The organism is Malaciobacter halophilus (genome assembly GCF_002837275.1).
In the GTDB taxonomy this organism is placed as follows: Bacteria; Campylobacterota; Campylobacteria; order Campylobacterales; family Arcobacteraceae; genus Malaciobacter; species Malaciobacter halophilus.
In genome coordinates, this window is record NZ_NXIF01000087.1 from 1 (window position 1) to 12,714 (window position 12,714).

Sequence of the window (12,714 nt, forward strand, 5' to 3'; positions counted from 1 at the left end):
AATATACAAAAATAGTAAAAAAATCAATAAACTGAATCTTTTAGGAGAGATTAGAGGTGAAAATCTAAAAACTTATACAAAAGATAACTCTTTAGTAATAAAAAAGCTAAAGAATAGTCCAATTGAAGTATTTATGAACTCTTTTATTATAGATTTAAATAGTTCTAATAATACTTTAACTACGAACAGTACAATAGATGACAAAATAAAACTATATTTACAAAATACAGTTTTAAAGTTAAATAATGAAGAGCTATTTTTTAAAGAAGCAAATATTGATATTGCAAACTTGAAACTTGATTTTAAAGCAGATTTACAATCTTCATTTTTACCTTTTTATGAAAAAAGTAAACAATTGAAAAATTATAAATTAATGGGTACTTATGAGTTTGATAATAGTAGATTAAAATTTAAAACTACTGACAATAAAATAAAACTAGATTTAATACCAAATAAAACTATGAAACTTGATTTGAATTCATATGATTTACATATAAATACTACAAATGAATCTAAAACTATAAAAGATTTCGAAAAAATATTAATCAATGCTACTAATTCAAATATTGTTATAAATAAAAAATATAAAGCATTAGCAAAAAAATATCATATACAATTAGATGAAAATGAACAAACATTTATTTTAGAGAATAAAAAGATTTTGGTAACTTATAAGAAGGATAAGAATAAAAAGATAAAAATAAAAGCCAATAATTTAAATGATAAATTTATAAATACACTTGCAAATAAAGATGTATTAACAGGAGGTACAGTTGTTTTAATTGCTTCTGGAGATGAAAATAATATAGAAGGAAAAGTTATTTTAAATGAGAATAAAATCAAAAATATGTCTGTAATAACAAATGTAATAACTTTAATAAATACTTCTCCTGCACTTATTAATCCCTTGTTAGCACTACCTTCAATAGCTTCAATGGCATCAAATAAAGGTTTTGCATTAAATGGATATGAAGTAAATGATGGATATATAGATTTTACATATGATTTAGAAACTAAATTTTTAAACTTGAAAAATATTGTTACTGTTGGAAATGGTATTGATTTTGAAGGAAATCTATTGGTTGATTTAGATTCAAAAGTAATAGATGGAAAATTAAATCTAATATTTTTTAAAGGATATTCAAAAATTGTTGGAGCAATACCTTTGTTAAATTATGTAATTTTGGGTGATGAAAAAAGAGTAGAAACAGAAGTTGAATTAAGGGGAACTTTAGAAAATCCAAAAGTAAAGTCAAATATAGCAAAAGATTCTGTAAATGCACCAGTAAATGTTATAAAAAGAATTATTAAATCACCATTTAAAATCTTTGAGTAGAAGAGAACTTCTACTCATTTCTAAGTACATCTATAACGTCAATTTTAGTTGCTTTTTTTGCTGGATAATAAGAAGATAGTGTTACAATTATTGCCGCTCCAATTACAATAGAAATAAAATCAATTGTATCTAAATCTAAAGGTAGTTTTGATGTACCATAAACATCAGCTGGAAGAGAAATGATTTCAAAAGTATCTAATAGCCACATTCCAAAAAAGCCTAGAATTACTCCAACTATAATTCCTGAAAAACCTATAATTGTTCCAAGTTTTAAAAATATTCTTTTTATCTCTTTCGCACTTGCACCCATAGATAAAAGTAGGGCAATTTCTTTTCTTCTACTCATAACTGTCATTAAAAGTGAAGAAATGATATTTAATGAAGCTACTAAAATAATTAGCATTAAAACTATAAAAAGAGCTTTCTTTTCCATTTGCATTGCAGCAAAAAAGTTTCCATTTTGTTGCCACCAGCCAACTATCCCAACTCCTTCATCTTTTAAAAAATCTCTTAATTTTTCAATATCCTTAAAAGCATCTTTTGAATATACATGTATTCCATCGTATTGATTTGACTCTTTTTGTAAAATAGTTTGTAAAGACTCAATTGAAGTATAAATATAAGCTTTATCATAAGCATGTAGCCCTGAGCTAAATGAACCTTGATATTTAAATCTTTTCATTTTTGGCATCATAGAAAAACCACTAGGATTTAATGAGGTAAAATATAGTGTTACTTTATCCTCTTTTAATAAAAATAGTTCATCTTTTATACCTTCACCAACAATAATATCGTATTTGTTTAAAGTTAAATTTTTTACAGCTTTTTCATAAATTGAGTTTATTTTTGCTTCTTTTTCTTGATTTACACCAAAAATAACAGCACCACTCATTTTATCTCCACTTTGTACAATTGCTTGAGATGTAAGATATGCGGAAAATTTTAGGTTTGGAAAGTTTTTTTCAAGTTTAGTTAGAAGTTCTGTATTTACACTATTTTGATACTTAGAATATATTGAAAGAGGGTAGTTCATTGTAAAAAGTTTTTTTTCAAACTCTTTTGCTGTGCCATTCATAATAGCCATTGTAATAATTAATACCATTACACCAATAGCTACACCAATAAATGCCAAAATGGCACTTACTGATATAAAAGGATTTTTTTTATCAAATCTAAGATATTTTTTTACAATAAAATTTACTAATTTTTTATTCAAATTAGTTTCCTGCTACTAAACCTCTTTTAGGTCCACTCTTTCCGCAACAGTTTTTGTATTTTTTACCAGAACCACAAGGACAAGGCTCATTTCTAGCTATTCTTTTCTCTTTTTTTTCTATTTTTGTTTCTTCAAAATTTGTTTGAAGATTTTCATTAGCTTCTTCCATCTCAGCTCTCATTTTTTCAATAGCTTCTTGTTCTTTTTGTGCATCTTCTTGACTTTGAAGTTGAATAGTAAAAAGAACTTTAATAATCTCATGTTTAATTGATGCAATTAAATCAATAAACATGTTATATGACTCTTTTTTATACTCAACAAGTGGGTCTTTTTGATTGTATCCTCTAAGTCCAATACCAGTTTTAAGAGTATCCATAGAGTATAAATGTTCTCTCCATGCATTATCTAAGATTTGTAAATATAAGATTCTTTCAATTTCACTTTTTTGTTCTGGTGCTGCAATACTCATTTTATCTTCATAAATTGTTTTAATCATATCAGTAAGTTTATTTTCTAACTCTTCATATGAACTACTTACAATATCATCTTTTTCAACAACTAAATTTAATTCTTCTTTTAATCTTTGAACAACAAAATCATAATTGAAGTCTTCTGCTGGCATACCATCAATTATCTCAGCTTCACTTAATAAGTTTTGAACATATTCAGCTCTATTTTCTTCAAGTTTACTTGAAATATCAAACTCAGGGTCTAATAGTTCATCTCTAAATCTATAAATAACTTTTCTTTGTTCATTTGCTACATCATCATACTCTAGTAGATGTTTTCTACTCTCAAAGTGCATTGATTCCACTTTTTTCTGTGCATTTTCAACGGCTCTTGTAACCATCCTAGACTCAATATGTTCTCCTTCTTCAATACCAAGTCTATCCATGATATTACTTATTTTATCACTTCCAAAAATTCTAAGTAGGTTATCTTCTAATGATAAGTAAAATTGTGATTCACCAACATCCCCTTGACGTCCTGATCTACCTCTTAATTGGTTATCAATTCTTCTACTTTCATGTCTTTCTGTACCAATAATTGCTAGTCCACCTAATTCTAGTGTCTCTTTAGTAAGTTTAATATCAACTCCACGACCTGCCATATTTGTAGCAATTGTTACAGCACCTTTTTCACCAGCTTTTTCAATAATTTTTCCCTCTTTTTCGTGTTGTTTTGCATTTAAAACTGTATGAGGAATTTTCTCTTTTGTTAGTAGTGAATGAAGAAGTTCTGATTTTTCAATTGATGCAGTACCAACTAAGACAGGTTGTCCTTTTTTATTGTACTCTTTAATTTTTGCACAAACAGCATTGAACTTTTCTCTTTCACTTTTATAAATTAAATCATTTTTATCAAGTCTTGCAATTGGCACATTCGTAGGAATAGATACAACATCTAAATTATAAATTTCTGCAAATTCAGTTGCTTCTGTTTGTGCAGTACCAGTCATACCAGCTAGTTTATTGTACATCCTAAAGTAGTTTTGAAATGTTACATCAGCAAGTGTTTGAGACTCTTCTTGGATTTCAACTCCCTCTTTAGCTTCTAGTGCTTGATGAAGTCCATCACTAAATCTTCTACCTTCACTTAATCTTCCTGTAAACTCATCAACAATAATTACTTCATTGTCTTTTACTACATAATCAACATCTTTCTCAAAAATATAGTTGGCTTTTAAGGCTTGGTCAAGGTTATGTGATAGCATTGCATTCTCTAAAGAGTACATGTTTTCTACACCATAAAGTTTTTCAGCTTTTGCAATACCTTGCTCTGTTATTAAAATAGTTCTATTCTTTTCATCAACTGTAAAATCACCTGTTGAGTATGGTTTTTCATCAGGAGATTTTGGCTCAATTAATTCACCTTTTTCTAATTGTAAGGCTATTTGATTTGATTTTACATAGTCTGCATTTTTGTGGTTTGCAGGTCCAGAAATAATAAGTGGAGTTCTTGCTTCATCAATTAAAATTGAGTCAACTTCATCTACTATAACAAAGTTATGTCCTCTTTGAACTTTCTCTTGAATATCTAAAGTCATATTTGATCTTAAGTAATCAAATGCAAACTCATTATTTGTACCATAAGTAATATCACAATTATATTGCTCTTTTCTTTCTAAATCATCTTTAATTTCACCTAAGATAACACCTACACTAAATCCAAAAAAGTTATAAAGTTTTTCTAGCTCCTTAGCATCCCTTTGTGCAAGATAATCATTTACAGTTACTACATGTACACCTTTTCCTGTCATCGCATTTAAAATTACAGGTAAAGTTGCAACTAAAGTTTTACCTTCACCTGTTTTCATCTCTGCAATTCTTCCATCATGTAGTACCATACCACCAATTAACTGCACATCAAAGTGTCTCATACCTAAGATTCTTTTACTTGCCTCTCTTGTTAGGGCAAATGAGTCATTTAAAACATCATCTAAACTCTTTTCTTCATTTATTACAGATTGTTTTAACTCTTCGAAACTTTTTTGTAAAGCTTCATCACTTAGATTTTCATATTTACTTTCTAGGGCTGTAATAGCATTTGCTCTTTTCTTATATCTTTTTACTTCTCTATCGTTTTTATTACCAAATATCATTGCAAACACATTTAACATAAAATAAATTCCTTTTCGTTATAATCACGTAGATTATATAAAAATTAAGGTTAAAGTATGTTTTATAGATTTATTTTTCTTTTAGGAGTTTTTACTCTTACTTTTAGTTTTGCAAATGTATTTAAAAATATTAAAAGTTTTAAAGCTGATTTTATACAAACTATAAAAAATAGCTCAAACAGTAATATTGAGTATAAAGGGGAAGTTTTTATTAAAAATAGTGGTAAGGTTTTATGGAAATATAAAAAACCAATTATTAAGAATGTTTATATAAATGAAAATTTTGCAATTATTGATGAACCTGAGTTAGAACAAGCAATTTTTACCTCTTTAGATAGTAAAATAAATTTGATAAAACTTTTAAATGGTGCTAAAAAAATTACGACAAATAAGTATAAAGCAAAACTTTATGAAACAGAGTATGAAATAGTAGTAAAAAATGATAAAATATCAAAAATTTCTTATATTGATGAATTGGAAAATCAAGTCTTAATAACTTTTTCAAATATTGAACAAAATATCCAATTGAAGGATAGTTTATTTAAATTTACTGCTCCTAAATATTATGATATTATAAGAAAATAAAGAAAACTTGGATAAAATTTGCAAATATTAGGTACAACAGACGATAGCTTTAAAAAAGAGGAAAGTCCGAGCTGCTGTGAAGTATGGTTCCATTTAACGAATGGCTAGAGTAATCTAAGGGAAAGTGCAACAGAGAATAGACCGCCCATTTTGGGTAAGGGTGAAACGGTGAGGTAAGAGCTTACCAGACTTTTGAGCAATCTTAAGTGCTTTGTAAACCCAACCTGCAGCAAGAAGAGTGTGGTATTAACTTCACATTATTGCTCTTCGCTTGAGTGTTAAAGTAATTTAACAAGTAGATAAATTATCGTCAAAAACAAAACTCGGCTTATGGTGTACCTAATACTTAATTAAACACTTTTTGATATAAAGAAGTATAAGGATATTTACCTTCTATATTTTTAACTTCTAAATAGACTTTTTGTTTTATATATGAACATAGTTCTTCTCTTTGTTTAGATGGGTTGGCGTTATATAAACCTACACACAAAGCATATGAGTCTGCTAATGCTTGAATTCTAATTTTTCTTTGTTCATATTGAACCAACTCTTTTTTTACATTATAAGAGAAAAATTCAACAAATAAATAAGCAAGTGCAAAACCTATAAAAGAGGATATTAATACTATTTTTAAATATTTTTTAGTCATATGTAATAATACAAAAAAATTCTATATATTAATATTAAGTTGTATATTTATATAAATATAGATAAGATACTTTAATGATTATTTTAAAGAAGTTTAAATGAAAAAGTTATTTATAAAAGCTAATTTGATTTTAGTTGCTGTATTGTTTACAGCATGTACTCAAAAAGTAAACCACTTAAATACTTCAAATAGTAATGATTTTATGGTTGCAAAAAAGTATTGTGTAGATGCTAAGGTTTTTTATGACTATTCAAAAAAGCAAATCAATGAACTTTTAGAAAAAGAGGTAAGACAAGATGTTTTATTTCAGTTTTTAGATGAAAATAGTGTTACTAAAAATGATTCTTACGAAGAGTTTTTCCCAAAAGAGAGAGTAAAAATAGATAAAAAAGTTAACTATTTTACAGATGACTATGAAAACTATTGTATAGAGTTTGAAGCAAGAGTAAAAAATCCAGAATTCTTCTTCAATGATATAAATTTAGAAGAGTATTCAAGACAAAACTCAACTATTTAGTTTTTTGTCTCTTTGTTCTCTAAAAATATTTAAAAATTCTTCTCTTTTATATAATACTGCTCCTAAATCAAACTTATACTTCATATAAGGGTGTCCTAAGTTCCAAAAATTGAATCCTTTTTCTTCTAAATATTGTGCTAGTAAAACTAATTGTAGTTTTCCATAATTATTAAATTTTCTTTTTTTACTGCTAAAACCACTTAAACTAGTATAAACTTTGCCTATTCTATATCCAATTTCACCTGCAATAATCTCATTTGATTCTTTATCTTTTAAACTACATGTAAGTAGTTCAAAATCAATACTCCCTTGATAATTTTCTAAATTTAAAAGAGTATTTTTATACTCTTTTACAATCCACGAGTCAAGATGGTATTCATTGATTTTGTTAATTATTGTTTTAAAATCTTTATTTACACTAAATTCATAATCTTTTTTATCTAATAATTTTTTTACTTTTTTAGAAATATGCAAATTCTCAAAATGTAAAACTGCATAATCAAACTGCATTTCAGGTAAAATAACAAAAAGTTCATTTTGTTCAAAGGATATACTTATAAATCCTTCATATGCTGCTTTTATATAAAAATCAATAGAAAAATCATCACTATAATAGTAGTTTTTTCTATTGTTATTACAAATATAATTTATTGTTAATTCATTGTTTAAACAATCTTGTGTAATATAATCAATAATATTGTATCCTTTATATTAACTGTTTTTTCACAAACTCTAAATAGTGACCTTCTTCATTTTCTAACTCTTCATGTGTTCCTTTTTGAACAAGGACTCCATTATCTAAAACATAAATAATATTTGCATTTTTTACTGTGCTTAATCTATGTGCAATTGTAATAACTGTTTTATCTTTTAATATAGGTTTTAACTCTTCAAAAAGTTTAGCTTCTGTATGAACATCCAAAGCCGAAGTTGACTCATCAAAGATTACAACTTTTGGATTTGCTATTATCATTCTTGAAATAGATAATCTTTGTCTTTGTCCTCCACTTAATCTAACACCATGTCTTCCTACAATTGTATCTAAGCCATTGGGCATTTTTTTTATATCATCTTCTAATTGGGCAATTTTTAAGGCTTTATATATATCTTCATCTTTTATAGTATCATTTCCCATAGTGATATTAAATCTAAGTGTATTATTGAAAAGAATAGGCATTTGTAAAACTAAAAATATAGACTCTCTTAATGATTGTTTATCTATATTTTCAATACTTATTCCATCATAAAGTAGTTCTCCTTTAGATTTTGAATAAAAACTAGCAATTACTTGAGCTAAAGTAGTTTTTCCACTACCACTTGCTCCTATTAATGCAACTTTGTCTTTTGCTTTTATATCTAAAGATATATCTTTTAATGTATCTTTATCTTTTGTGTAAGAAAAATATAGGTTTCTTAATTGAATATGTAAACCATCATTAGCTGGAAGTTTTTTATTAGAGTTTGTTTCTACTTTTAAATCTAAAATTTTGTTAATTCTTTTTAAAGCAGTCTTTGCTTGTGCATAAGAGTATTGCATTGATAAAATATCTTGCACAGGTGTCATTATAAACCAAATATATCCAAACATTGCAAACATCATACCTATACTTAAATCACTATAAGCAACCATTACAAGTCCAGATGCTCTTAATATTTCAAATGCAGCTAGAAAAATAGTAAAAGAGAATCTTTCATAAGCTATACTTTTATAATTAAACTCATTTGAAGTATCTTGTACATCTTTTGCTTTTTTTATACTTGTATTAAAAAACTCTTTTTCTTTATTGCTAGCTTTAATTTGTCCAAAAAGTTCTAATACTTCTGCTATATTTTCTTGAAAATTTTCAATTGCATTATTCTCTTCTTTTTTTAAAGTTCCAACACTTTTAGCTATTTTTTTAGAAATTAGCATAATGATTGGTTGAATAAAAAGTATCATTAATCCTAAGATTGGATGAATTGCAATAAGTACAATTGATACTGCAATTAGAGTTAAAACAGAAGCAACAAATTTACTTGCACTTGTAATAATAAAGTTATCAAGTGTATTTACATCAGTAACTAAGTTTGCACCTATTGCACCACTTCCAAGTGTTTCATACTCATTCATAGATACAATTTTTAAATGGTTTAAAAGTTTTTGCCTAATTTTAAAAGTGATAAATTTACCAAGAGATGTAAAAATTTTAGTAATTATTGCACTAAATATAAAATGTATAAATCTTAATAAAATAACACTAATGGTTACAAGAACAATATAATAAAAAGCATTTCCATCTCCAAAAAGTTCATCTATACTATTTACAAAAAAAGCTGGTTTATTTAAAAGTACTTCATCTACAAGTGCAGGAAGCATTAAAGGAATAGGAATACTAATTAATATTGCAATAATAGTAATTATTTGTCCTATAATTAAAGGTTTTCTTTTTTCAAGAAGTAGTTTCCATATATATTTAAAAGTAATTTTTTCTGTCATAATCTATCCATATTTTTAATAATATCTTTTACAATAAAAATATTAAATAGATTATTAAAAAAACTATCTATATTTATATAGTATAAAAGCCTAAGCTTTTACACTATTGTAAATCAAACTTATACTCTTTTACAATACTTACAACATCATTAGAGATTTTATTTGTTTGCCTTGCAATATCATTTGTTTTGTCTGCTATTGTTGCATTTTCTTGAGTAAATTTATCTAATTGATTAACCGCATCTGCTATTTGTGTCATACCTATTGTTTGCTCTTTAGCTGCATTTGTAACATCATCTATAAGTTTATTTGTATCATTGATTTTTTCTTCTAACTGATTAAAACCTTCAATCATAGAAGAACTAATTTGCTTACCTTCATTTGCTTTAAGTGTAGCAGTTTCAACAATTCTTTTTATTTCAGTAGCAGCCTCAGCACTTCTACTAGCTAAGTTTCTAACTTCTTGTGCAACAACTGCAAAACCTTTTCCAGCTTCACCTGCTGTTGCTGCTTCAACAGCTGCATTTAGTGAAAGGATATTTGTTTGAAATGCTATTTGGTCAATTACCAAAATGGCCTCATTAATATCAGTAACTTGTTCATTTATTTCATCCATAGAATTAACTGTTTTTGAAGCTAAACTTTTACCTGTTTGAGCAGATTTTTTAGTTTCAGATGAGATTGATAACATCTCTTGTGCTTTTTCATTAGTATTTTTAATATTACTTGTAATCTCTTCTATACTTGCAGCTGTTTCTTCTAAGCTAGCAGCTTGACTTGTCGCATTTTTACTAATAACTTCAACATTTTGTGATAATTCATTTGAACTGTGTTCTAATTTTGTTCCATCTTGATTGTTTTGATTAAGCATTTTTGTAATCATTGCATTTAATTGCATTACTTCATTACCAATTTTACCACAAGTTTTTGTATCAAGTTTTTTTGTAAAGTCATAATTTGAGTAACTTTCTAAAACTGAACTTAGATTATTTATATTTGCACCTACTAAGTTTTGAAGAGTTTGTAGCATATCATTTAATAGATTTTTTAATTCATTTAAAGATTGTGAATCACTACTTTGTGTAACTCTTTTTTCAAAAATACCTTTATTTACAAACTGAACAATATCTTTAACATTATCAATAAGTTTAGCATCTTGTTCCATGATTTTTTGTGTTTTTTCAATATTTTCATTAACAACAATAGACATTTTTCCTATTTCATCATTAGATAAAACTTCTAATTTCTCAGCTTCATTTGACTCTTTATTTAAAAATTTAAAAAACTTCAAAAGCCCATCTTGGAATTTAGCTATTGGACTAATGATTAGTTTGTTTGAAATGAAAACAAATAGTAAAGATATTATAACAGCTACAATTACTGATAATAAAATTGTATTAATAATTACTGCATTAATCTCTTCATTTGTTGATTTTTTCATTGCATCAATCTCTTTTTGTACATTATCTACATATGCTCCTGTACCAATAATCCAATCCCACTTTTTAAATCTTTGAACATATGAAAATTTAGGTTGTGCACCTTCTACCCCTGGTTTAGGCCAAGCATATTTTACCAAACCACCTTTATCATTATTGTTTGCAACTTTTACAATATCTTGATAAATTAAAACACCATTAGGGTCTTTTAAATTTGTTAAATCTTTTCCTACATTTTGGGGTTTTGTAGGGTGCATTACTACTACATGATTTGAGTCATTTATCCAAAAATATCCATCTTTACCATAAGTCATACTTCCAACAACCTCTTTTGCAAGTGTTTTTATCTCTTCTTCATTTGTTGGTGTAACTTTTTTTGATAGCTTCTGGACACTATTATATGCAGCTTCTACTAAGTCTTTTAACTCATTTTCTTTTATCTTATATGCCTCTTTTTCATACTTTTGAATATTTTTCTGGGAAATATCTTGAATAGAGTTTATTGAATTAACAATAATTATTGTTGATACAGTGAAAATTGTTAAAATAACTAACATTAGAAGTTTTAGTTTAATAGAGGCATTTTTCATAAGAATTCCTTTTTTTTCTTGTATAATATTTTATTATTAGTATTTTTAAACTTTACTTTAAAAAAAATTGTGTCATTTTAAGTTGATTATAATTTATATTAAAACTCATTTTTTATATATAAATTTAATTTTAAGTGAATAGAGTATAATAATTATTTTGTTAAAATATAAAAGTTTAATTCAAGGGGAATCATGCCAAATAAACTATCAAAAATAATTTTTTACATTATTCTATTTGTTTCTGTTTTATCTATATTTGTAGTAGAAGTTTTTTATACTACATATGAATATAGTTTATATAAACAGAATCTAAAAAGATTAGAAACTGAGTTTATACAAAGACAAAAACAGAATTTAAAAGCAGAAGTTCAAAGGGCAATATCTTTAATAGAGTACAATTATAGTAAAAAAGAGAAAATAATAAATCAAAATGTTAAAGAAAGAACATATGAAGCATATAATTTAGCAAAAAGCCTTTATGAAAAGTATAAAAATGTAAAATCAAAAGAACAAATAATTGAATTAATAAAAAATAGTCTTAGAAATCTAAAATTTTATGATGGATATGGATATTATGCAATTTATGCTTTTGATGGTAAAACTATAATGCATGGTGCTAATAAAGATTATGAAAATAGTTACAAGCTAAAAGATTATAAAGATATAAATGGAAAATTTACACTTAAATCAATAATTAAAATTGCAAAAATCAAAAATGAGGGCTATGTAAACTGGAGATTTTTAGACCCAATAACTAATAAAGAGGATAGAAAAAAGGGTTATTTAAAAGTATTTGAACCATATGATATGATTATTGTTACAGCAGATTACATATCAAGAATTGAAAAAGACTTAAAAAAAGAGGCTTTAGATAGAATCAGAAAAATAGAATATGCAAATGATGGATATATTTTTGTTTTTGATTTAGATGGGAATATACTTGCTCATAAATATAGTAAGCTTGAAGGTAAAAAAATATTATCTTTTAATGATTCAAAAGAAAAAAAGATTGTAAAAACACTTTTAAATAGTATAAAAAATGAAGATGAAAGTTTTATTACGTATAGTTGGAAAAGACCTAATCAATTTGAGTTCACAGATAAATTAACATATCTTAAAAAGTATGAAAAGTGGTCATGGATAATAGGTACAGGAGTATATTTAGATACTATGTATGATATTTTAGATAAACAAAAACAACTTCTTCAAGAAAAAACTTTTTATAGAATCTTTTATTCTTTATGTATTTTTATTGTTTTAATAGGGTTTATTTATTTTATAACAAG

Annotated in this window: 9 protein-coding genes, 1 other RNA gene and 1 pseudogene; 5 read left to right on the top strand and 6 right to left on the bottom strand. The window is 26.0% G+C overall.

Features of this window, described 5'->3' with window-relative positions:
* Positions 1-1,336, top strand: a pseudogene (locus CP960_RS13320) (AsmA-like C-terminal domain-containing protein); the annotation flags it as partial.
* 10 nt (positions 1,337-1,346) lie between these two features.
* On the opposite strand, the gene CP960_RS13325 reads toward CP960_RS13320, so the two are convergent.
* The gene (locus CP960_RS13325) at positions 1,347-2,552 is read right to left on the bottom strand and encodes an ABC transporter permease (RefSeq protein WP_101185953.1); all 1,206 of its coding nucleotides are present in this window, start codon (positions 2,550-2,552) and stop codon (positions 1,347-1,349) included.
* Position 2,553: 1 nt separating this feature from the next.
* On the bottom strand, positions 2,554-5,172 hold the full coding sequence (gene secA / locus CP960_RS13330) for a preprotein translocase subunit SecA (RefSeq protein ID WP_101185954.1): 2,619 nt from the start codon (positions 5,170-5,172) through the stop codon (positions 2,554-2,556).
* A gap of 57 nt (positions 5,173-5,229) precedes the next feature.
* On the opposite strand from secA, the gene lolA reads away from it, so the two are divergent.
* Complete coding sequence (gene lolA / locus CP960_RS13335) at positions 5,230-5,757, top strand: LolA-like outer membrane lipoprotein chaperone (protein WP_101185955.1); 528 nt, start codon at positions 5,230-5,232, stop codon at positions 5,755-5,757.
* A 28-nt stretch (positions 5,758-5,785) separates the two neighbouring features.
* Positions 5,786-6,103, top strand: an RNA gene (gene rnpB / locus CP960_RS13340) — RNase P RNA component class A.
* Here the strand turns inward: rnpB and CP960_RS13345 are convergent.
* Positions 6,104-6,406 carry a hypothetical protein gene (locus tag CP960_RS13345; RefSeq protein ID WP_101185956.1) on the bottom strand — a complete coding sequence of 101 codons (303 nt, stop codon included), beginning with the start codon at positions 6,404-6,406 and terminating at the stop codon, positions 6,104-6,106.
* Between the two features lie 97 nt (positions 6,407-6,503).
* On the opposite strand from CP960_RS13345, the gene CP960_RS13350 reads away from it, so the two are divergent.
* Positions 6,504-6,923: a hypothetical protein gene (locus tag CP960_RS13350; RefSeq protein WP_101185957.1), complete on the top strand. Its 420-nt coding sequence runs from the start codon at positions 6,504-6,506 to the stop codon at positions 6,921-6,923.
* On the opposite strand, the gene CP960_RS13355 is transcribed toward CP960_RS13350, so the two are convergent.
* From CP960_RS13355 to CP960_RS13365, 3 genes are all read right to left on the bottom strand, one after another.
* A complete protein-coding gene (locus CP960_RS13355; RefSeq protein ID WP_322866856.1) occupies positions 6,912-7,607 on the bottom strand; it encodes a hypothetical protein in 696 nt (231 codons plus the stop codon). The two genes, CP960_RS13350 and CP960_RS13355, sit on opposite strands and share 12 nt — an antisense overlap.
* Positions 7,608-7,629: 22 nt before the next feature.
* The gene (locus tag CP960_RS13360) at positions 7,630-9,399 is read right to left on the bottom strand and encodes an ABC transporter ATP-binding protein (RefSeq protein WP_101185959.1); all 1,770 of its coding nucleotides are present in this window, start codon (positions 9,397-9,399) and stop codon (positions 7,630-7,632) included.
* 103 nt (positions 9,400-9,502) lie between these two features.
* Positions 9,503-11,428, bottom strand: a complete 1,926-nt coding sequence (locus CP960_RS13365; protein ID WP_101185960.1) for a methyl-accepting chemotaxis protein — start codon at positions 11,426-11,428, stop codon at positions 9,503-9,505.
* Between the two features lie 192 nt (positions 11,429-11,620).
* On the opposite strand from CP960_RS13365, the gene CP960_RS13370 reads away from it, so the two are divergent.
* Positions 11,621-12,714 (top strand): cache domain-containing protein (locus CP960_RS13370; protein ID WP_133121161.1); only part of this gene is annotated, 1,094 nt, incomplete at its 3' end.